The 21285-nt window shown below is 75.6% G+C and carries 20 protein-coding genes; 9 read left to right on the top strand and 11 right to left on the bottom strand.

Translation table 11 applies throughout. The features are described from left to right. Positions 1 to 38 precede the first annotated feature (38 nt). Together FHX36_RS14175 and FHX36_RS14170 are read right to left on the bottom strand one after the other, a co-directional pair. Positions 39 to 1127 (bottom strand): FUSC family protein, encoded by a 1089-nt coding sequence (locus tag FHX36_RS14175; RefSeq protein WP_110553029.1) that lies wholly within the window; start codon positions 1125 to 1127, stop codon positions 39 to 41. A 45-nt stretch (positions 1128 to 1172) separates the two neighbouring features. Further along, positions 1173 to 1604, bottom strand: a complete 432-nt coding sequence (locus FHX36_RS14170; protein WP_246405482.1) for a TipAS antibiotic-recognition domain-containing protein — start codon at positions 1602 to 1604, stop codon at positions 1173 to 1175. 414 nt (positions 1605 to 2018) lie between these two features. Here FHX36_RS14170 and FHX36_RS14165 point away from each other — a divergent pair, with 414 nt between their 5' ends. After that, positions 2019 to 2906, top strand: a complete 888-nt coding sequence (locus tag FHX36_RS14165; RefSeq protein WP_110553031.1) for a haloalkane dehalogenase — start codon at positions 2019 to 2021, stop codon at positions 2904 to 2906. A 6-nt stretch (positions 2907 to 2912) separates the two neighbouring features. Here the strand turns inward: FHX36_RS14165 and FHX36_RS14160 are convergent, their stop codons facing one another. The 4 genes from FHX36_RS14160 to FHX36_RS14145 all read right to left on the bottom strand — a co-directional run bounded on the left by FHX36_RS14160 (position 2913) and on the right by FHX36_RS14145 (position 6449). After that, positions 2913 to 3500, bottom strand: coding sequence for a GGDEF domain-containing protein (locus tag FHX36_RS14160; RefSeq protein WP_110553032.1), 588 nt, complete (start codon positions 3498 to 3500; stop codon positions 2913 to 2915). Positions 3501 to 3600: 100 nt separating this feature from the next. Further along, positions 3601 to 4197: a TMEM165/GDT1 family protein gene (locus FHX36_RS14155; protein WP_110553033.1), complete on the bottom strand. Its 597-nt coding sequence runs from the start codon at positions 4195 to 4197 to the stop codon at positions 3601 to 3603. 165 nt (positions 4198 to 4362) lie between these two features. Continuing rightward, entirely contained in the window at positions 4363 to 5568 is a 1206-nt protein-coding gene (gene larC, locus FHX36_RS14150; protein ID WP_183513831.1) for a nickel pincer cofactor biosynthesis protein LarC, read from the bottom strand. Then, positions 5565 to 6449: an AraC family transcriptional regulator gene (locus tag FHX36_RS14145; RefSeq protein ID WP_110554230.1), complete on the bottom strand. Its 885-nt coding sequence runs from the start codon at positions 6447 to 6449 to the stop codon at positions 5565 to 5567. Before FHX36_RS14145 ends, larC begins: the two co-directional genes overlap by 4 nt. 179 nt (positions 6450 to 6628) lie before the next feature. Here FHX36_RS14145 and FHX36_RS14140 point away from each other — a divergent pair, with 179 nt between their 5' ends. Then, on the top strand, positions 6629 to 7387 hold the full coding sequence (locus tag FHX36_RS14140; protein WP_110554229.1) for an SDR family NAD(P)-dependent oxidoreductase: 759 nt from the start codon (positions 6629 to 6631) through the stop codon (positions 7385 to 7387). A gap of 31 nt (positions 7388 to 7418) precedes the next feature. Here FHX36_RS14140 and FHX36_RS14135 read toward each other — a convergent pair whose 3' ends face one another. Beyond that, complete coding sequence (locus tag FHX36_RS14135) at positions 7419 to 10307, bottom strand: diguanylate cyclase domain-containing protein (RefSeq protein WP_343056617.1); 2889 nt, start codon at positions 10305 to 10307, stop codon at positions 7419 to 7421. Between the two features lie 145 nt (positions 10308 to 10452). Continuing rightward, entirely contained in the window at positions 10453 to 12219 is a 1767-nt protein-coding gene (locus FHX36_RS14130; RefSeq protein WP_183513828.1) for a diguanylate cyclase, read from the bottom strand. A gap of 125 nt (positions 12220 to 12344) precedes the next feature. Here FHX36_RS14130 and pheA point away from each other — a divergent pair, with 125 nt between their 5' ends. From pheA to FHX36_RS14110, 4 genes are all read left to right on the top strand, one after another. Next, complete coding sequence (pheA, locus tag FHX36_RS14125) at positions 12345 to 13307, top strand: prephenate dehydratase (protein ID WP_110550248.1); 963 nt, start codon at positions 12345 to 12347, stop codon at positions 13305 to 13307. A 149-nt stretch (positions 13308 to 13456) separates the two neighbouring features. Next, the gene (locus tag FHX36_RS14120; RefSeq protein ID WP_110550249.1) at positions 13457 to 14485 is read left to right on the top strand and encodes an NAD(P)-dependent alcohol dehydrogenase; all 1029 of its coding nucleotides are present in this window, start codon (positions 13457 to 13459) and stop codon (positions 14483 to 14485) included. Further along, the gene (locus FHX36_RS14115; protein WP_183513827.1) at positions 14482 to 15315 is read left to right on the top strand and encodes an SDR family NAD(P)-dependent oxidoreductase; all 834 of its coding nucleotides are present in this window, start codon (positions 14482 to 14484) and stop codon (positions 15313 to 15315) included. Before FHX36_RS14120 ends, FHX36_RS14115 begins: the two co-directional genes overlap by 4 nt. A 10-nt stretch (positions 15316 to 15325) precedes the next feature. Next, entirely contained in the window at positions 15326 to 15847 is a 522-nt protein-coding gene (locus FHX36_RS14110) for a MerR family transcriptional regulator (protein WP_110553135.1), read from the top strand. Here FHX36_RS14110 and FHX36_RS14105 read toward each other — a convergent pair. From FHX36_RS14105 to FHX36_RS14095, 3 genes are read right to left on the bottom strand one after another with little or no spacing between them, the layout of a single operon-like run. Then, positions 15838 to 16170: a GroES family chaperonin gene (locus FHX36_RS14105; RefSeq protein WP_258372883.1), complete on the bottom strand. Its 333-nt coding sequence runs from the start codon at positions 16168 to 16170 to the stop codon at positions 15838 to 15840. The genes FHX36_RS14110 and FHX36_RS14105 overlap by 10 nt on opposite strands. Positions 16171 to 16219: 49 nt before the next feature. After that, entirely contained in the window at positions 16220 to 16567 is a 348-nt protein-coding gene (locus tag FHX36_RS14100; RefSeq protein WP_110553134.1) for a metallopeptidase family protein, read from the bottom strand. Beyond that, entirely contained in the window at positions 16564 to 17997 is a 1434-nt protein-coding gene (locus tag FHX36_RS14095) for a GuaB1 family IMP dehydrogenase-related protein (RefSeq protein ID WP_110553133.1), read from the bottom strand. Before FHX36_RS14095 ends, FHX36_RS14100 begins: the two co-directional genes overlap by 4 nt. Before the next feature lie 204 nt (positions 17998 to 18201). On the opposite strand from FHX36_RS14095, the gene serS reads away from it, so the two are divergent. The 3 genes from serS to FHX36_RS14080 are packed head-to-tail and all read left to right on the top strand — an operon-like array spanning position 18202 to position 21231. Further along, complete coding sequence (gene serS, locus FHX36_RS14090; protein WP_110553132.1) at positions 18202 to 19500, top strand: serine--tRNA ligase; 1299 nt, start codon at positions 18202 to 18204, stop codon at positions 19498 to 19500. Then, positions 19497 to 20429, top strand: coding sequence for an HAD family hydrolase (locus tag FHX36_RS14085; RefSeq protein WP_110553131.1), 933 nt, complete (start codon positions 19497 to 19499; stop codon positions 20427 to 20429). Before serS ends, FHX36_RS14085 begins: the two co-directional genes overlap by 4 nt. Next, positions 20422 to 21231 (top strand): HAD family hydrolase, encoded by an 810-nt coding sequence (locus FHX36_RS14080; RefSeq protein ID WP_110553130.1) that lies wholly within the window; start codon positions 20422 to 20424, stop codon positions 21229 to 21231. Before FHX36_RS14085 ends, FHX36_RS14080 begins: the two co-directional genes overlap by 8 nt. The last annotated feature ends 54 nt before the right edge of the window (positions 21232 to 21285 follow it).

Below are 21285 nucleotides of genomic sequence, written 5' to 3'. Positions count from 1 at the left end.
CCGGTTTCGCTGACGGCGTGGTTCCACGTGCAACGTCGTCAGGCGGTGGCGGGGAAGCGCACGTGCGCCTCCAGCGTCTGCAGGGAGCGGTGCATCCCGACCGTGACCGCGCCCAGGGCGAAGAAGCCCTCGTCGTCGGCGATGGCCGACGTCCGCAGCAGCGTGGTCAGCCGCTCCAGCGCGGCGACCGCGGCGTCGATGGCGGCGTCCCGCTCGTCCGGTTCGGTGTCGGTCGCGTGGTACGGGATGCGGACGACGCGGGCCAGCCCCTCGAGGGCGTCGGCGAGCACCCACCCGGTCGCGCCGTCCACCCGGTCCAGCCCGCGGCGGTGCGGCTGGAACTCGACCACCAGCGTGGTCAGGTCGTCGACCAGGACGGCGACCCGGTCCAGCGCGCGGGACTGCTCCCGGATGCTGCCGGCCGTGCCCTGCCACCGGTGCGCCCGCGGGTTGGCCCGCCGGGCCCGCTCGACCTGGGCCTCGGCGCTGCGCATCCCGTCCAGCGCCCGGCCGAGCACCGCGGTGCGCGCTGTCCACTCGCCTGGCTCGGGCACCTGCCCGGTGCGCAGCCCGCCGGCGATCTCCTCCAGGTGCGCGGCCAGCAGCTCGCGGGCGAGGGCCACCCGGCGCACCGCGGTGGTCAGCTGCAGCGGCGGGAACAGCAGCGTCGTCACCAGCACGCCGACGGCCGCGCCGAGCAGTGTCAGCCCGGCGTACCGCAGCGCGTACTCGGCCGGGTCGCTGGTGCCCACCGTGACCATCAGGACGGCGGCGAAGCTCACCCAGCTGGCCTGCTCCCGGAGCAGCGGCCACTGCTCCAGGCCGATCGCCAGCGCCACGATCAGCGCGATGGTCAGGGTGTCCGGCACCCCGCGGGTGGCCTCGTAGACGACCACCGCGAGGGCGAAGCCGAGCAGGATCGCCAGCACGGTGCGCCAGGCGGCCGAGGCGGAGTCGGCGACGGTGGGGGAGACGGCGATGATCGCGCCGAGCGGGGCGTAGTAGGCGTAGTCGGAGAGCGTGGGCGGCAGGAGCAGCGCCGCCTGCCAGGCCAGCCCCGCGGCCAGCGCCGCCCGGATCCCGCGCTGCACCCACGGCTGCTGCAGCCGTCCGATCGCCCACCGCACCCCGCCAGGATGCGGGCTCCGCGGCCGGAGCCCGCACCCGGGTGGTCAGCCCTGCCGGGCGGCGTTGGCCTGGACCGCGGTGCTCAGGTACTGCGCCAGGCCCGGCGCGATCCGCTCGTAGTAGGCGGTGAACCGCGGGTCGTCGACGTACAGCTGCCCGAGCCCGGCGTGCATCGCCGGCGGGCAGTCGTAGGACCACCGGGTGATGTGCTGCCGGTGCTCCTCGGCGACGTCCATCGCGTGCGCCGAGTCGGGCGCCACCCCGGCCGCCATCGCGGTGGCGAACCGCCGCTCGACGTCGTCCGACTCGGCCTTGACCCGCAGCCAGTCCTCCTTGGACATCGCCGCGGTGCGCCGCTGGGACTGGGTCCACGCCTCGGTGTCGCCCCACCTCTCCTCGGCCTCGGCGGCGTACTCCTCCGGGAGCCAGTCGCCGAACACCTCGAACCGTTCCTCGGGCGTCAGGGAGATCCCCATCTGCCGTGCCTCCATCTCCTCCTCGACGGCCGCGACCATCTCCTGGGTGCGCTCGAGCCGGTCCCGCAGCAGCCGGTGCTGCCGGCGCAGCGAAAGGACCCGACTGCCCCCCGCGCCTCGCAGGCTCGGCTCGGGCCCCTGCAGGCGGGCCGCAAGTACACCAGCCTCGCCCGGATGCGGCACGCCCTTTGTCGGCCCCGCTGCAGGGGCCCGCCGCGAGCCTGCGAGTGGTGGGGGGCAGCGGGGTCCTTCGAGTAGTGGTGCAGCGTGCGCACCGTGACACCGGCCAGCCGGGCCAGCTCACCCACCGTCCAGCTCATCGCCCCTCCTCTCTGACGAGGTCCACGGAACAGCCTGACGTCGCGTCAGGGTCAAGCCGTTTCGGACGCCGACCGGACCGGGCACTCCCCGGGCATGTCCTCCCCCGTGCCCGCCGACGATGCCTTCCCCCGCTCGCGCGTGCGGATCGGCGAGGCGGAGATGGCCTACGTCGACGTCGGCACCGGCGACCCGATCGTCTTCCTGCACGGCAACCCGACGTCGTCCTACCTGTGGCGCAACGTCATCCCGCACGTGCAGCACCTCGGCCGGTGCATCGCCCCGGACCTGATCGGCATGGGGGAGTCGTCGAAGCTGCCAGGCGCCGAGCGCGGCACGTACTCCTTCGCCACCCACGCCGGGTACCTGTCCCGGTTCCTGGCGCACGTCGAGGCCGACCGGCGGGTCACGTTCGTGCTGCACGACTGGGGCTCGGGCCTCGGCTTCGACTGGGCGGCCCGCAACCCGGGCGCGGTGCGCGGCATCGCCTTCATGGAGGCGATCGTCACCCCGATGATCTGGGCCGACTGGCCGCGGGACGCCAAGCGGGTGTTCCAGGCCATGCGCGGCCCGGACGGCGAGCGCAAGGTGCTCGACGAGAACGTGTTCGTCGAGAAGGTGCTGCCGGCGTCGGTGCTGCGCGGGCTGTCCGCGGAGGCGCACGAGCGGTACCGGGCGCCGTTCCGCGAGCGGGAGGACCGCTGGCCCACCCTGGAGTGGCCCCGGCAGATCCCGCTGGAGCACGTGCCGCCGGACGTGCACGACGTCGTCGACCGCTACGGCCAGTGGCTGGCGCACTCGCCGGTGCCGAAGCTGTTCGTGAACGCCGACCCCGGGTCGATCCTGGTCGGTCGGCAGCGGAACGTGGTGCGCCGCTGGCCGGCCCTCACCGAGGTCACGGTGCCGGCGGCGCACTTCGTGCCGGAGGACGCGCCCGACGAGATCGGCCGCGCCCTGGCGGACTGGCTGCCGACCCTGGGCTGAACGGGCTCAGCCGTGCCGGCCGCTGCCCTGGCGCTCGTGCCGGATCTGGGTCATCGCCTCGTTGGCCGACGCGATGAGCGACTCGGGGGTCGAGGCGCGCCCGGACAGGGCCACCCCGGCGCTGAGCCGGACCTTGTGGTCGACGTCGGGACGGGGGTGCAGCGGCTCGTCGAACGCCGCGTCGATCCGCTGGGCGATGCCCTGGGCGTCCTCGACCGAGTGGATGCCGGGGCACAGCAGGACGAAGGTCTGGGCGCTGATCCGGGCGACGACGTCGCCCTGGCGCACCGCGGTGACCAGCCGGCCGGCAGCCTCGGCGCGGGCCGAGTCGGCGACGGCGACGCCGTGCAGCTCCTCCAGCGTGGTGATGCCGTCGAGGTTGCAGCAGACGACGGCGAGCCGGCCGCTGTCCGGGCCGGCCGCCGCGAGGGCGAGCTCGAGCCGGTCGATGAGCAGGCTGCGCACCGGCAGACCGGTCAGCGGGTCGGGGACGGTCCGCTGCCGCAGCCGCTGCGCGAACTGACGCTGGGCGGCGATGACCGCCGCCGTCTGCACCAAGACGTCCTGCGACTCCTCGAGCCTGATCGTGTCCATGACCTCTCCGCTCCCGCTCTGGCCGACTCCCGGCCGTGGGAAGGGAGTCGGCACCGCGGGGCGGCGGCTTGAGCGGCCTGCCCCGAACGGGGGGCGGCGGTCAGGTCAGCGCGCGGACGGTCTCCACGACCGCCACGACGGCGAAGACCAGGAACAGCCCGGCGGCGATCCGGTGCAGCAGCGCGATCGGCAGCCGGTCGGCCAGCTTGCGGCCGAGGAAGGCGGCGAGGCCGGAGATGACCAGCAGCGCCGCCCAGGCGCCGACGAAGACCGACAGCGGCTCGGCGTAGCGGGCGGCCAGGCCGGCGGTGGCCAGCTGGGAGAGGTCGCCCCACTCGGCGGCGAACAGCACGCCGAACGAGATCGCCGCAGCCCGGACGAAGGAGGTGTTCTCCCGCTTGGCCGCCGCCGCCTCGTCGTCCTCGGCTCCCTTGCGGGCCTCCCGCCACAGCAGGACGGCGCCGGCCAGGAACAGCACCGCCACCACCGCGCTGACCACCGCCTCGGGCAGCAGCGACAGCAGCGAGCCGGCGGTGACCGCGATCGCCACCTGCAGGCCGAACGCCGCGCCGACGCCGACGAACACCGGCAGCGGCGGGAACCGGGTGGCCAGCACCAGGGTCGCGAAGAGGGTCTTGTCCGGCAGCTCCACGGGGAGGATCAGCACGAAGGCGGCCAGGACGACGGAGAGGACCACGGTTTCTCTTTCTCGCTCGCGCGACCGGCCGGGTGTGCAGACGCCTCCGACCGGCAGCGCACCATCGGGTGGACTGCTGGGCGGAAGGTCTCGCCCACCCGCGGCGACGCGGGCCCGCTGACCGGGCGCGCGAGCGCGCCAGCATGTCGACCAGCGGTCGGGGGGCTACTCCCCTTCTACGGGGGCCAGGGTAGCCGACGCCCCCGGGTGCTCCCGGTGCGCCGCGGCCGTGGCGGCGCGCAGCACCTCCTTGACCGGCAGCCCCAGCGACCGGGCCAGCGCCGCGACGTCCTCGAACTCGACGCTGACGTTCACCACCTGCCCGCCGGAGCTGGCCACCTTCACCCCGACCCGGCCGCCCAGCACCTCGACGCTGCCCTGCGTGCGGTCGAGGGCGACCTTCTGCACCGGCTGCACCCGCATGCCGATCGTGGACGTCGCCGACACCACGACCGCCTGCACGGCGGCCCGGGACGCGGGGGAGCACAGCACCGACAGGGTGTGCGCGGGCCGGCCCTTCTTCATCAGGACCGGCGTCAGCCAGGCGTCCGACGCCCCGGCGGCGAGCAGCTCGCCGAGCACGCCGGGCCACAGCCGCGGGTCGAGGTCGTCGACGTTGGTCTCCAGCAGCAGCCCGGCCGCCGGGTCCACCTCGACCGGGTCGCCGAGCACCAGCCGGACGACGTTGGGCAGCTCGACCGGGTCGCGCCCGCCCGCGCCGCTGCCGACCCGGCGCACCCGCATCGGCGGCAGCGTCGTCCACTCCTGCACGCGGGCGGCCAGCAGGGCGGCGCCGGTCGGGGTGCAGGTCTCGGCGGGCACCGGCCCGGCGAGGACGGGGACGCCGGCCAGCAGCTCGAGCACGGCGGGCCCGGGCACCGGGACGACGCCGTGGGCCCCGCGGGCGGAACCGCTGCCCAGGGCGACCGGGGAGGCGCTGAGCCGCTCCAGCCCGAGGTGCTCGAAGCCGGCGACGACGCCCACCACGTCGGCGAGGGCGTCCAGCGCACCCACCTCGTGGAAGTGGACCTCGTCGGCGGGCACCCGGTGCACCCGGCCCTCGGCGACCGCCAGCCGCTCGAAGACCGCCAGCGCACCGTCCCGGACGGCGCCGGGCAGCGCCGCCGTGGCCAGCAGGGCGCGGACGTCGGACCAGGTGCGGTGCACCTCGCTGGGCGGTGCGTGCACGTGCACCCGGGTGGCCCCCAGCCCGTGCCGGGTGACCGCCTCGGTGGAGAGGGTGACCGCCTCCACCGGCAGCGCGGACACCGCGCCGGCCAGCACCTCCAGCGGCACCCCGGCGTCGACCAGCGCGCCGAGCAGCATGTCGCCGCTGGCCCCGGCCGCGAGGTCCAGCCACCCGATCGTCACCGGGCGATCATCTCCCGCAGCCGCGCGGCGTCCCGGCCGGGGGAGGTGCCGAACTGGCGGCGGTACTCACGGCTGAACTGGGAGGCGCTCTCGTAGCCCACCGCGTGCCCGGCCCCGGCGACGTCGCCCGGCCGGGCCATCAGCAGCATCCGGGCCTCCTGCAGCCGGATCTGCTTCTGGAACTGGATGGGGCTCATCGCGGTCACCGCCTGGAAGCTGCGGTGGAACGCCGAGGGGCTCAGGTGCGTCATCGACGCGAGGTCCTCCACCCGGATCGGCTCGGCGTGGTGGTCGCGGATCCAGCGGACGGCGGTGCCCACCCGGCTCAGGCTGCTGTCGGCCAGGCCCAGCTGGCGCACCGTGGCGCCCTGCTCGCCGCTCATCAGCAACCACAGCACCTCCCGCTCGATCATCGGCGCGAGCACCGGCAGGTCGCGCGGGCGGTCGAGCAGCCGCAGCATCCGCACGACGGCGTCCAGCAGCTCGCGGGAGGCGTCGCTGACCGCGACGGCAGGCGGGGCGGCAGCGGTGCGCGGGAGCCGGCCGGCCGCGGGGTGCAGCAGCAGCTCGGCGATCACCTCCGGCCGGAGGGCCAGCCCGACCCCGAGTGCAGGGGCCGCCGGGCTCGCCGCGGTGAACTGGCCGGTGACCGGCAGGTCCAGCGAGGCCACCAGGTACTGCCCGGCCCGGTACTCGTGCACCCGGTCGCCGAGCACCAGCGTCTTGGCACCCTGGGCGATCAGCGCCATGACCGTGCAGGTCGAGGACACGGTCGGTGGGCCCGGCTCGGTCACGGCGGAGACCAGGACGCCGTCCAGCGCCGCGGTCGCCCCGTCGCGGGCGTACCGGGTGACCAGGGTGCGCAACTCGTCCAGGAGCACGCGGTGAGTCAACCACCCTGGGAGGGAGGTGGCGGCGACCCCGAGCAGGATCAGGCAAGAGCGGGCCAGGAACGGGCTCGGTTGAGCCTGCGCCCGCTGGTTGGCTCGGTGGCAGCGAGGGCGCGATCAGGCACTCCGGGCCCACCGGTCGCCGCGCCCCGCCACCCCGAGGAGACCCCGTGAACATCGCCGTCGTCACCGGTGCCAGCTCCGGCATCGGCCAGAGCGCCGCCGTCCAGCTCGCCGCCCGCGGTCAGGGCGTCGTCCTGACCTACAACGCGAACGCGGACGGTGCCCACGAGACCGTGGCCCGGATCCAGGCACTCGGCGGGACCGCGGTCGCACTGCCGCTGGACGTCGGTCGCAGCGAGACCTTCCCGGCCTTCCGGGACGAGCTGCGCGGTGTCCTCGCCGACACCTGGCAGGCCGAGCAGATCACCGGGCTGGTGAACAACGCCGGCATCGCCCGGATGGCGATGTACGCCGACACCACCGAGGAGGTGTTCGACGAGATCGAGCGGGTGGTGCTGCGCGGGCCGTACTTCCTCACCCAGGCGCTGCTGCCGCTGCTCGCCGACGGCGGGGCGATCGTCAGCACTACGAGCAACGCGGCGCTGTTCTCCGGGATGGAGCCCGGCTTCTCGGCCTACGGGACGCTGAAGGGCGGTCTGGTGGTGCTCACCCGGTACCTGGCCAAGGAGCTCAGCGTGCGCGGCATCCGGGTCAACTCCGTCTCGCCCGGCTCCACCCGCACCCGGCTGGGTGACGACGCCTTCACCAAGCACCCCGAGGTGATCGCGCCGCTGGCCGCGAGGACGGCGCTGGGCCGTGTCGGGGAGCCCGACGACATCGGCCAGGTGATCGCCTTCCTGCTCTCCGACGAGGCCGGCTGGATCACCGCCCAGGACATCGAGGTCTCCGGCGGCTACAACCTGTAGGCCGGCCCCGTGGGCTGCAGGTCGCGCGGCGTCAGCGTGCGGTGCGGCGGGCGATCCGGGCGGCGAAGACGCCGGCCGACCAGCCGTTGTCGATGTTGCTGACCACGACCCCCGGGGCGGCCGAGTTCAGCATGGTGAGCAGCGCGCTGAACCCGCCGAAGGAGCTGGCGCCCTGCCCGGCCGAGGTCGGGACGGCGACCACCGGCACCTCGGTCAGCCCGCTCACCACGCTGGCCAGCGCGGCGTCCAGGCCGGCGACGACGACCAGGCAGTCGACGTCGGTGAGCAGCGAGCGGTCGGTGATCAGCGGGCGGATGCGGCTGCCCCCGACGTCGTCGACGCGGACCACCTCGGTGCCGGCGACCCGGGCGACGAACGCGGCCTCGGCGGCGATCGGGGTGTCGCCGCTGCTGGCGCAGAGCACCCCCACCCGGCCGACCGGCTCGGGGATCGGACCGACCGCCGCGGACATCGCCGCGTGGTCCATCGTCGTGTACGCGTCGTGCTCGCTGGCCAGGGCGACCAGGGTGTCCGCGCTGGCCCGGACGACGACCGCCGGGTGGTCGGGGTGCTCGCGCCGCGCCTCGCGGACCAGCGCGAGCACCTGCTCGGTGCTGCGGCCGGTGCCCCAGATGACGTCAGGACCGGTGGCGAGCACGGGCTCCCGGGGCACCGGGGTGCCGGTGACGGGGGTGCTGATCGTGGCCGCCGGTGCGACGGGCGGGGCGACCGGGGGAGCGGGCGGCGCGATCGGCTCGGGAGCCGGCTGGGCCGGTCCGATCCGGCGACCGCTGGGCCGGCGCACCGGGCCGCCGAACAGCTCGTCGAGCGGGCTGCGCGAGTAGGCCGGGGCGGGGCCTTCGTCGGGGTCCTCGTCCTCGTCCGGCAGGACGGCCTCGACGACGGGCTCGGGCGCGGGCTCGTCGGCCGGCTCCTCGGCGGGCTCCACCAGCAGGCCGGCGAAGCCGCCGGCGGCGTCGGCCGGGTCGGCGTCGCGCTGGTCGTCGGGCAGGTCGTCCAGCGGGGAGGGGCTCACGCCGCCGACCATAAACGCCGGGGAGGTCGGCTCCGGGACCTCGGCGGAGGTCGTGTCGAGCGCCTCGCCGTCGACCGGGTCGGCGTCCCGGGTCTGGGTCACGCCGGACAGCCGCACGACCCGGTCGCGGCCGGCCCGCTTGGCGTCGTACAGGACGCCGTCGGCGGCGGCGAACAGCGTGCGCCGGTCGTCGCCCCGGGCGGCCTGGGCGATGCCGACGCTGATCCGCACCGGCACCTCGACGCCGAGCGCAGACCAGTCGTGGGCGGAGATCGAGCGGCGGATCCGCTCCATCGCCCGCTCGGCCTGCTCGGCGGTGGTGTCCGGCAGCAGGATGACGAACTCGTCGCCGGCCCAGCGGCACACCTCGTCGGTGTCCCGGCAGCCGTCGACCAGCAGCTGCCCGACGGCGCGCAGCACGGCGTCGCCACCGGGGTGCCCGGCGGCGTCGTTGATCGCCTTGAACCGGTCGATGTCGACCACCGCCAGCGCCGGCACCGCGCCCGCGGACAGCAGCCCGTCCAGGCGCGCCTCGGCGTAGCGGCGGTTGGGCAGGTGGGTGAGCGGGTCCTCGTAGGCCTGCCGGCGCAGCTGCCCGGCGGCCCGCTCGGTCTCCAGCAGGCTCTTGCGCCGGCCGAACAGCTCGACCCAGCGGGTGCGCCGCTCGTCGACCCGGTCCAGCTCGTCGGCCAGGTAGGCCTGCAGGTACGGCAGCGCGCGGGCGGCGTCGTCCAGCTCGGCGTGCAGCGTGCAGAGCTCGCGCAGGGCGGCCCGGCGCAGCCGGGAGAGGCCGTGCTCGGTGGCCAGCGCCAGCCCGGCGGCCAGGTGGTCGTCGGCGGCGCGGGGCTCGCCGGAGCGGCGCAGCGCGCGGCCCAGGCCGAGCTCGGCCGAGGCGAGGAGGGCGCGGTCGTCGGCGGCGGCGGGGGCGGCGACCACGCTGCGGAGCAGGGCGGCCGCGGGGGCGTGCTGCCCGGCCCCGACCAGCGACCAGCCGCGCACCACCTGGGCGTCGAGCACGCCGCGGTCGCCGGCCGGCAGCTGGTCCAGCGCGCGCTCGGAGAGCTCGCGGGCCTGCGCGAAGTGCGGTGCGGCGGCCTCGACGCTGCCGTCGTCGAGCAGGCCCTCGCCCAGCTCGGCGCAGAGCGCGGCCAGCCGGGTGCCGGCCTCGGCGGCGAGCCGGCGCGCGGCGTCGCGGTCGACGTCGGTGGCCCGCTCGCCCGGGACGCCGGCCAGGTGCTCGGCGGCGTCCGCGGCCCGCTGCTGGTAGTCCAGCGCGAGCGGCATGAGCTCCAGGTCGGCGAGGACGGCGGCCAGCGAGCTCAGCGTGTGCACCAGCAGCGGGCTGGGCGGGAGACCCGGGTCCAGCAGGCTGGCCGCCTCGACCGCCTCGTCCATCGCCGCGTCGACCCGCCGGGAGAGCAGCTCGATCCGGGCGTGCCGGGCCAGCCCGGCGGCGCGCTGCAGGTCGTCGTCCTGGGCGTCGAAGGCCGCCCGCGCCGAGCGGACCAGGGCGATCGCGTGCGCGGCGTGGGTGGCCGACCGGGTGCGCGAGTCGCGGTCCACGGGGGCGCCCGTGCCGCTCGGGTCCTCGCCGGTGCGGGGTGCCGGGTTGAGGTCCAGCGGGCCGTCCTGCTCCGGACCTCCCTCGACGAGCGGGTCGCCGAGCAGGGAGTAGCCGGCCAGCCGCAGCCGGCGGACGAGCAGCTCCGCGCGGAGCGTGTCGGCCCAGGCCCGGGCGAGGGAGGTGAGCGGGGCGGGGCCGCGCTCGGCCTGCGGGGTCGCCGGCAGGTCGCCGTCGATCTGCTGGAGCAGCGCCTCGGCGGCGTCGAGCTGCCAGTTCGCCAGGGCGGAGCTCACCTGCTGGTGCAGGACCCCGGGTGGCACGAGGGCACTCTGCCCCGTGGGCGCGGACGTGTCACGCACCGGGGGGCTGGCACGCCGGAGCAGCGCGGGCGGTTCACCGGAACCCCGCGCGCGCCGGAGGCTCACGAGGCGGCCTCGCCGGCGCTCGGGGTCGTCCTGGACCGGCTCACGAGGCGACCTCGCCGTCGTCGAACGCCCAGCCCGGACGGCGGCGGGCGCCGCCCAGCACCTCGGCCACCAGCTCGTCGACCGAGGCGGCGGGCAGCACGGCGGTCCGGTTCGGCGGTGCGGGCAGCTGCCCGCCCGCGGCGCGCACCCGGTTGCGGCCGCTGCGCTTGGCCCCGAACAGGTGCAGGTCGGCGCTGTCGAACAGCTCCCGCCACGACCGCGGGCCCGGCGTGCCGGGGGGCCCGGCGGTGGCGACGCCGATGCTCACGGTGACCGGGACCGGCACGTCGAGGGCCGCCCAGTCGGCGTCGGCGACCGCGCTGCGCAGCCGCTCCATGGCGACGACCGCCTGCGCCTCGCCGGTGTTCGGCAGCACCACCACGAACTCGTCGCCGGCCCAGCGGAACACCTCGTCGCCGGTGCGGCTGTGCTGGCGGAGCAGCTCGGCGACCCGGCGCAGGACCGCGTCACCGTGCAGGTGCGAGTTCGCGTCGTTGACCGACTTGAAGCCGTCGACGTCCACGACCGCCACCGAGACCGCCTCGCGGTCCATCCGCAGGTCGCCCATCCGGCGCTCGGCGCTGCGCCGGTTGCCCAGCCCGGTGAGGGTGTCCTCCAGCGCGTGGCGGCGGAGCACCGCCGTCTGCCGCTCGGCCTCCCGCAGCCGGCTGCGGCGGACGAACATCTCCGCCCACAGCTCGCGGTGGCGCAGGTGCGCCGAGGTGGTCTCCGACCGGTAGGCCTCCAGCCAGTGCAGCGCCTCGGTGGTCAGCCCCATCGCCGCCGTCGCCTGGCCCAGCTCCAGCAGGCACTGCCGGTACCGGCGCCGGTCGCCGGCTGCGGCGAAGGCGCCCGAGGCGGCGACCAGCAGCTCGACGGCCTCCTCGCCGTGCGGGCGGCCGGGCAGCGCGTCGCGGGCGCACAGCCGGCCGAGCAGCCGGGCCAGCGCCAGGTCCGCGTAGCCGACCAGCCACAGCGCGGCTCCGCCGGACCCCAGGTGCCGGCGCACCCGGCGCAGCGGCGGCAGGGCGTCGTCGAGCTCGCCGCGCAGCGTCATCGCCCAGGCCTGGACGACGTCGAGCAGGTCGCTGTCGGCGTCGGTGGGCTCCCAGGGCAGCTCGCGCGCGGCGGTCGCGCAGCGCACGGCCACGTCGGCCAGCTCGGCGCAGCGCCGGTGCTCGCCGCGGCGGTGCACGGTCTGGGCCAGCTCGGCGTGCTGCTGGGCGCACAGCCGGAGCAGCTGCCACTGGTCGCCGAGGTCGGGGAGCGCGGCGGCGACCTGCACCCCGCGCAGCGCCTGGGCGACCGCGAGCTCCTCGAGGTCGAGCCGGGTCAGCGCGAGGGACAGCCAGTGGTGGGCCTGGTGCAGCGGCCGGCTCGGGTCCTCGGCGGCGACCTGGTCGGCGAGCAGGCTGGCGTCGACGGCGAGGTGCAGGGCGGCGTCGAACCGGTCGGCGGCGACCTCGACGTGCGCCAGGTAGGCCAGCGTCAGCGCGCGCTCGGAGGTGGGGTGGCAGCGCTCGAGCGCGGCCCGGGCGGTGGCGACGGCGGCCGCCGCGGCGTCGACGTCGCCGTCCAGCAGCGCGGCGCGGGCGGTGAAGGCCGCGGCCCAGGCGTCCCAGCACGGCTCGCCGGTGCCGCTCAGGTCACCGGCGACGAGGGCGAGCTCGGCGGAGAAGACCCGGGAGTCGGCGGCGTCGCTGGCGGCCAGCAACCGCCACCGGGCGGTCTCCAGCTGCTGGACGTCGATGGTCCCGGGACTCACGCATCCCTCCACTCAGCTGTCGGGGGACGCGACGCGCGCGTGCCCGGCCGGTGACGAGGCAGCTCCCCCCGCCCCGGGGGCCCGACTGGAGCCGGTGCCCGGGACGGCCGCACTACCCTCACCGGATGCCGAGTGCAGGACACAGCGCAGCGCCGACGAGGTTCGCCTATCTGGGGCCCGAGGGTACCTTCGCCGAGGCCGCTCTCGTCAGGCTCGTCGGGTCCCTGGGGACGACGCCCGGGGTCTCCGCCCACCCCGAGGCGAGCATCGCCACCGCCCTGGCCGCGGTCCGGGCCGGTGAGCGCGAGGCGGCGCTGGTGCCGATGGAGAACTCCGTCGAGGGCTCGGTGCCCGCGACCATGGACGGGCTCGTGGTCGGCGACCCGCTGGTCATCACCCGCGAGGTTTTCCTCGAGGTGGGCTTCGTGCTCGCCGTCCGCCCCGGCACGACCGCGGCCGGGGTGCGCACGGTGGCCAGCCACCCGCACGCGCTCGCCCAGTGCCGCGGGCGGATCGCCGAGCTGCTGCCCGCCGCCGACGTGGTGCCGACCGCCTCGACGGCCGACGCCGCCCGCCGGGTCGCCGAGGGCGGGTACGACGCCGCGGTCTGCGCGGCCATCGCCGCCGAGCGCTACGGGCTGGACGCGCTCGTCACCGACCTGGCCGACCACCCTGGCGCCGTCACCCGGTTCGTGCTGGTGCAGCGCCCCGGGCCGCCGGCCGGGCCCACCGGTGCGGACAAGACCACGATCACCGCGGTCATCACCGACCGCACCGGCGCCCTGCTGGACCTGCTCGCCGAGTTCGCGGTCCGCGGCATCAGCCTGACCCGGATCGAGTCGCGCCCGACCCGGGAGCGGCTGGGCGTCTACTCGTTCTCCATCGACTGCGAGGGGCACGTGGCCGACGCGCGGGTGGGCGACGCGCTGGCGGCGCTGCACCGGCTGTGCGAGGAGGTCCGGTTCCTGGGCTCCTACCCCCGTGCCGACGCGGGTGCCGGGAAGCCGGTGGAGGAGAAGGTCGGCGACGCGGCGTTCGCCGGCGCGCAGGCCTGGCTGGCCCGGGTGCGGGAGGGGTCGGCGGTCTGACGCCGCCGTCCACCCCGAGCTCTCCGCCATGGTGACCCAGTGTGCGGCTTCGGGGACGCAGTGCAAACCCCTGGCGCCGAACCGTTCCGTCACACCCACGTCGTGCGGCACTTGCCCTGGAGTGCACTCCAGCTCCTAGCGTCGCCGGCATGAGAACAGTGACCGGGTACGCGGCGTACGGGCCGCACGAGCAGCTGCGGCCGCTGGAGTTCACCCGCCGGGACCTGCGCCCGGACGACGTCGCCGTGCGGGTGACCCACGTCGGCGTCTGCCACAGCGACCTGCACGCCGTCGAGGCACTGGCCGCCGGGAGCCCGCCGCTGGTGCCCGGCCACGAGTTCACCGGCGAGGTCACCGCGGTGGGGGCCGAGGTGACCCGCTTCCGGGTCGGTGACCCGGTCGCCGTGGGCAACATCGTCGACTCGTGCGGCCGGTGCGACAACTGCCTCGCCCACCGGGAGCCCTACTGCCGGGAGTTCCCCTCGACGACCTACGGCGGGCGCGACCTGCACGACGGCAGCCCGACCCAGGGCGCCTACTCCACCGAGTACGTCGCCCGGGACGCCTTCGTCTACGCCCTCCCCGCCGGGCTCGACCCGGCAGCGGTCGCACCGCTGATGTGCGCCGGGGTGACCACCTGGGCACCGCTCCGCCGCGCCGGCGTGGGCCCGGGGCAGTCCGTCGGGGTCGTCGGCCTCGGCGGGCTGGGCCACCTCGCGGTGAAGTTCGCCGTCGCGCTCGGTGCCCGGGTCACCGTGTTCACCACGTCGGCGGCCAAGGCGGACGACGCCCGGGCCCTCGGCGCGCACGACGTCGTGGTCTCCACCGACGCCGCGGCCATGGCCGCCGTGGCCGGCCGGCTGGACTTCGTGCTGGACACCGCATCGGGTGCCCACGACCTCGCTCCCTACCTCGGGGCGCTCCGCCTGGACGGCACGCTGTGCGTGCTCGGCCTGCCCGAGAAGTACGAGGTCTCACCGATGGCCCTGCTCGGCCGCACGCTGACCGTCTCCGGGTCCGGGGGCACCGCGGAGACGCAGGAGATGCTGGAGTTCTGCGGCGAGCACGGGATCACCGCCGACGTCGAGGTGCTGCCCTTCGCCGAGGTGAACACGGCGTTCGAGCGGCTGGCCCGCAACGACGTCCGCTACCGGTTCGTGCTGGCGGTGGCCGGGTGAGCCGGGTGGGGTTCCAGGGGCGGACGGCGCTGGTCACCGGCGCCAGCGCGGGCATCGGCGCGGAGTTCGCCCGGCAGCTGGCGGCGCGCGGCTCGGACCTGGTGCTGGTGGCCCGGCGCGCCGACCGGCTGGCCGAGCTGGCCGCCGAGCTGACCGCCGCGCACGGCGTCGCGGTGGCCGTCGTCCCGCTGGACCTGGGCCGGCCCGCGGCCGGGCGGGCGCTCGCCGCCGAGGTCGACCGGCGGGGGATCGAGGTCACCAGCGTGGTCAACTGCGCCGGCTTCGGCACGCACGGCCCGTTCCACCGCGAGGACGCCGACCGGCTGGCCGAGGAGATCGCGGTCGACGTCACCGCGCTGGTCGACGTCAGCCGCGCCTTCATCGACCGGCTTCGGGTGGCCGGCACCGGGGTGCTGGTGAACGTGGCCAGCATGGCCGCCTACACGCCCAGCCCGAACATGGCCGTCTACGCAGCGGGCAAGGCGTTCGTGCTCAGCTTCACGGAGGCGCTGTGGCAGGAGTCGCTGGGCAGCGGGTTGCGGGTGCTCGCCCTGTCGCCCGGCGCCACCGACACCGAGTTCTTCGACGTGCTGGGCAACGACGCCGCCGACGGCGGCCGGGGCCGGCAGACGCCGCAGCAGGTGGTGACCACCGCGCTGCGGGCCCTGGACCGCCGCACACCCCCGCCGAGCGTGGCGGTCGGCCGGCGCAACCGGGTCGCGGCAACCGGGGTCCGCCTGCTGACCCGCCGGCGCGCGGTGCTGGCGATGGCCGCGATCACCCGACGGGCCGTGATCGAGCCGGGGACGAGCAGTGGCGCGCGCGCCTAGCCTCGACGTCATGGACCAGGTGGCAGCCCCGAACCGTCAGCCGGCCCCCGGGATCCGCCAGGTCTCCGAGGAGACCGGGCTGAGCATCGACACGCTGCGCTGGTACGAGCGGGAGGGCCTGCTCCCGCTGGTGGAGCGCACCGCCGACGGCCGGCGGCGGTACCCGCCCGCCGCGCTCCGGTTCATCCGGCTGGTGCAGGCGCTGCGCCGCACCGGGATGCCGGTGGCCGACGTCCGGCAGTTCATCGAGCTCGGCGGCGGGGAGCTGGCCAACCACCCGGAGCGGATGGCCCTGCTGGAGCAGCAGTGCGCCGCGATCGAGCAGCGGGTGCTCGAGCTGCAGGACGACCTGGCCGTCGTCCAGGCCAAGATCGCGACCTACCGCGCGCTCATCGCCCGCGGTGCCGACTGCGAGGACGACCTGCCCGACGACCTGCTCGACCAGCTGCGCACCGACGAGCTGCTGGCCAGGACGCTCCCTGCTGTCCCGGCCCCCTCGCCGGGGGGCGAGGGGGTCCTTGCTCAGAGGTAGAGGCCGGTCGACTCCTCGATCCGCTCGGCGGCGACGGCGTGCACGTCGCGCTCGCGCAGGATGATCAGGTCCTCGCCGTGCACCTCGACCTCGTGCTGGTCCTCGGGGCTGAAGAGCACCTGGTCGCCGACCTTGACCTGGCGCACGCTGGGCCCGACACCGCGGGCCTCGCCCCAGACCAGCCGCTTGGCCACCTGCGCGGTCGCCGGGATCAGGATGCCGCCGCTGGACCGCCGGTCGCCGTCCTCCTTGCGCAGGGACACCAGCAGGCGGTCGTGCAGCATCTTGATCGGCAGACCGCCGGTGGGGACGTCCTCGGACACGTCCGCCAACGCTACCCGGGGCTTCACTTCCGGCGCTGAAAGTGGAGACCTACCCCCAGCCGAGGGCGTGCAGCTTGTCGTCGTCGATGCCGAAGTGGTGCGCGATCTCGTGGACGACGGTGACCGTGACCTCCTCGGCGACCTGGTCCTCGTCCTCGCAGACGTCGCAGATCGCCTCGCGGTAGATCATGATCCGGTCCGGCAGGGCGCCCGAGTGGTCCCAGCCCCGCTCGGTGAGCGCGTAGCCCTCGTAGAGCCCGAGCAGGTCCGGTTCGTCGGGGTTCCGGTCCTCCACCAGCACGACGACGTTGTCCAGCAGCGCCATCAGCTCCGGCGGCACCTCGTCCAGCGCGTCGGCGACGAGCTCCTCGAACCGCTGGACCGGGACGGGCCTCACCAGCTGGTCGGCAGCGGGCGGCCCTCCTCGTAACCGGCCGCGCTCTGCACCCCCAGCACCGCGCGCTCGTGCAGCTCGTCGACCGTGCGGGCGCCGGCGTAGGTGCACGAGGAGCGCACCCCGGCCACGATCCCGTCGACCAGGTCCTCGACACCCGGGCGGGCCGGGTCGAGGTACATCCGCGAGGAGCTGATGCCCTCCTCGAACAGCCCGGCGCGGGCCCGGTCGAACCCGCTCTGCGCCGCGGTGCGGGCCTTGACCGCGCGCGCCGACGCCATCCCGAAGCTCTCCTTGTACCGGCGGCCGGTGCCGTCGTCGTACAGGTCACCGGCGCTCTCGTAGGTGCCGGCGAACCAGGAGCCGACCATCACGTTGGCGGCGCCGGCGGCCAGCGCCAGCGCGACGTCGCGGGGGTGGCGCACCCCGCCGTCGGCCCAGACGTGCTTGCCCAGCGACCGGGCGGCCGCGGCGCAGTCCTCGACCGCGGAGAACTGCGGGCGCCCGACGCCGGTCATCATCCGGGTGGTGCACATGGCACCGGGGCCGACGCCGACCTTGACGACGTCCGCACCGGCCTCGACCAGGTCGCGGGTGCCCTCGGCGGTGACCACGTTGCCGGCCACCACCGGCGTCGAGCCGGCGACGGCGCGGACGGCGCGGACCGCCTCGATCGCCTTCTCCTGGTGCCCGTGCGCGGTGTCGACGACCAGCACGTCGACGCCGTGGGCCAGCAGTGCGCCCGCCTTGCCGGCCACGTCCCCGTTGATGCCGACCGCGGCGGAGGTGAGCAGCTGGCCGGAGTCGTTGACCGCCGGCAGGTACATCGACGAGCGCAGCGCGCCCTTGCGGGTGATCACGCCGACCAGCCGGTCGCCCTCGACCACGGGGGCGGCGTTCACCCGCTCGTCGGAGAGGACGTCGAACACCTTGGGCAGGTCGGTGCCGGCCTGGATGGTGAGCGGGTCGGGGGTCATGACCTGGGCGAGCTGGGTGAACCGGTCGACGTCCTGGCAGGCGCCGTCGGTGACCACGCCGACGGGCGCGCCGTTCTCGACCACCACGACGATGCCGTGCGCCCGCTTGCCCATCAGCGACAGCGCCTCGGAGACCGTCGAGGTGGGGGAGAGGGTGATCGGGGTGTCGTAGACCGGGTGCCGGGACTTGACCCAGCGGACCACCTCGCCGATCACGTCGATCGGGATGTCCTGCGGCAGCACGGCCAGCCCGCCGCGCCGGGCGATGGTCTCGGCCATCCGCCGTCCGGAGATCGCGGTCATGTTGGCGACGACGACCGGGATGGTCGTGCCGACCCGGTCCGGCGTGGTCAGGTCGACCTCGAGCCGGGAGCCGACCGTCGAGTGAGCCGGCACCATGAAGACGTCGGCGTAGGTCAGGTCGTGGTCCGGGCGGCGGTCGCCGAGGAAGCGCATGGGCCCATGGTCCCAGGCTCCGGTGACGGCGGGGTGTCCTCGCCCCCTCGTGCCCGGACCCCCTCTCCGACGATCATGGAGCGGGCGCCGCGACACGAGGGCGGCCCGGGGCGTGGCGCTGCTGCAGCTCCATGATCGTCGCCGGCGGTGCCCCGTCCGCGGGAACTGCCGGGCGCCCCGCAGCGCGGCACCTACGATCAGGGCGTGATCGACCTGCGCCTCGTCCGCGAGAACCCCGACCTCGTCCGCGCCAGCCAGCGTGCCCGGGGTGCCGACGAGTCCCTGGTCGACGCCCTGCTCTCGGCGGACGCCGACCGGCGGGCCGCGGTGAAGACCGCCGACGACCTGCGCGGGGAGCAGAAGGCGGCCTCCCAGGCGGTGCGCGGCGCCAGCCCCGAGGAGCGCCCCGCCGTGCTGGAGCGGGCCAAGGCCCTCGCCGCCGCGGTGAAGGAGGCCGAGGAGGCCGAGCGCGCCGCCGACGCCACGCTGCACGCCCTGCACCTGCGGATCCCGAACGTCGTCCACCCCGACGTGCCCCCGGGCGGCGAGGACGACGCGGTGACCCTGCGCACCGTCGGCGAGGTGCCGAGCTACGACTTCGAGGTCAAGGACCACCTGCAGATCGGCGAGGCGCTCGGCGCGATCGACATGGAGCGCGGCGCCAAGGTCTCCGGTGCCCGCTTCTACTTCCTCACCGGCCCCGGCGCGATGCTCGAGTTCGCGCTGGCCCAGCTGGCCATCACCCGGGCGGTGGCCGCCGGCTTCACCCCGGTGGTCGCGCCGGCGCTGGTCAAGCCGGAGGCGATGGAGGGCACCGGCTTCCTCGGCGAGCACGACGAGGAGGTGTACCGGATCGAGCGCGACGACCTCTACCTCGTCGGGACGTCGGAGGTGGCGCTGGCCGGCATGCACGCGCGTGAGGTGCTCGACCTGTCCGCGGGTCCGCGCCGCTACGCCGGCTGGTCGTCCTGCTTCCGCCGCGAGGCCGGCTCCTACGGCAAGGACACCCGCGGCATCATCCGGGTGCACTGGTTCGACAAGGTCGAGATGTTCAGCTTCTGCGCCCCCGAGGAGGCCGCCGCCGAGCACCGCCGGCTGCTGCAGTGGGAGGAGGAGTTCCTCCAGGCCCTCGAGCTGCCCTACCGGGTGGTCGACATCGCCGCCGGCGACCTGGGCACCAGCGCCGCGCGCAAGTTCGACATCGAGGCGTGGTTCCCCAGCCAGGGCACCTTCCGCGAGCTGACCAGCACCTCGGACTGCACCACCTTCCAGGCCCGCCGGTTGCAGATCCGCACCCGGGACGCCGACGGGAAGCCGCAGCCGGCCGCCACCCTCAACGGCACGCTCTGCGCGATCGCCCGCACGATCGCCTGCCTGCTCGAGGTGCACCAGCGGGCCGACGGCTCGGTGCACGTGCCGGCGGCGCTGCGCCCCTGGCTCGGCGGCCACGCCGAGCTCACCCCCGGCATGTCGCTGGCCGCCGTGGCCGGGCCCCCGGCATGACGTCCTCGCACCCGGTCCGGCCGGCGTTCGTGCCGGAGTCGGGGGCCGGGACCGTCGTCGAGCTGCCCGACCTGGCGGTGTCGCTGGGCAGCTGGCGGCCGGCCCTGGTCGCCAGCGACCTCGACGGCACGCTGCTCACCTCGGACGGCGTGGTCAGCCCGCGCACCCGCGCCGCGATCGACGCCTGCCGGGCCGCGGGCATCCCGGTCGTCGGCGTGACCGGCCGCGGGCCCCGGCTGCTCGACAGCGTCCGCGCGGCGCTGGGCGGCACCGGGATCGCGGTGCTCGCCCAGGGCGGGTACGTCGTCGACCTGGACCGGACCGAGGTGCTGCGCACCGTGGGCATGTCCAACGAGGACGCCACCGCGGTGATCGGCGCCATCGAGGGGGTCGCCGGCGAGCTGATCGTGGCGGTGGAGGACGCCGCCGAGCAGGCCGAGGCGCTCCGCCCGCTGCGGGTGCAGCACGGCTTCGACTGGCCCTACCCCGAGCCCGCGCACCTGCTCCCCCGGCACGAGGTGCTCCCGGTCGGCGCGGTGCTCAAGGTGTTCCTCCGCTCGGCCCGGCACGGTGAGGACGAGCTGCTGCGGCTGGCCCGCGACGTGGTCGACCCGGCGGTCGCCGAGCTGACCCACGCCGGGCTCGGGTTCATCGAGGTGCTGCCCCCGGGGGTCACCAAGGCCACCGGCCTCGCCGTCGCGCTGGAGCACCACGGGGTCGACCTAGGTCGCGTGCTGGTCTTCGGCGACATGCCCAACGACCTGCCGATGATCCAGGCGGTCACCGCCGCCGGTGGGCGCGCCGTGGCGATGGCCAACGCGCACCCCGAGGTGCTGGCCGCGGCCGCCGACCGCACCAGCGGCTCGGACGCCGACGGGGTCGCCCGGTACCTCGAGGCCGTGCTCGCACTCGGGAGCGCCGGTGTCTGACTGGCGCCCGAAGCTCATCGTCAGCGACCTGGACGGCACGCTGCTGCGCAGCGACGAGACCATCAGCGACGCCACCCTGGCCGAGCTGGGCCGCTGGGCCGGCGTCGGCGTCCCGCTGGTCATCGCCACCGGCCGCCCGCCGCGCTGGATGCTCGGCGTCCGGGAGCGGCTCGGTGGCGGCACCGCCATCTGCTGCAACGGCGCGGTGCTGATGGACCTCGGTCCCTTCACCGTGCTCGACGAGGACCCGCTGACCCCCGACGTCCTGCAGGCGATCACCGGCGAGCTGCGCCGCCGCCAGCCGGGCACCTGGTTCGCCGTCGAGTACGGCGACCAGTTCCGCCACGAGCCGATCTACCAGCCGCGCTGGGACGTCGACGCGCCCGGCGTCGAGGTGGCGACGCTGGCCGAGATGGTGGCCCAGCCGGTGGCCAAGCTGCTGGCGCGGCACGAGGACCTGCCGCGGGACGAGTTCGTCGACCTGGTCGCCGAGGTGGTCGGGGACACCGCCACGGTCACCAACTCCTCCTCCGACGCCCTGGCCGAGATCTCCGCGCGCGGGGTCACCAAGGCCACCGGGCTGGCCCGCGTCGCCGCCGACCGGGGGCTGGTGGCCGGCGACGTCGTCTACTTCGGCGACATGCCCAACGACCTGGCCGCCTTCGACTGGGTCCGCGAGGGCGGTGGCCGGGCTGTGGCGATGGCCAACGCGCACCCCGACGTGCTGGCCGCGGCGACCGACGTCACCGACGACAACGACGCCGACGGCGTGGCGGTCTTCCTGGCCTCGCTGCCGCGCTGAGCAGTCGGAACGGACCATCTCGTTTCGATTGACGTCCTCGCCTGGAGTCCCCGG

It is taken from the genome of Modestobacter versicolor (assembly GCF_014195485.1).
Classification (GTDB): Bacteria; Actinomycetota; Actinomycetes; order Mycobacteriales; family Geodermatophilaceae; genus Modestobacter; species Modestobacter versicolor.
Note: the sequence above shows the minus strand (reverse complement) of the source record. Positions and strands in the feature narration are given on the sequence as shown.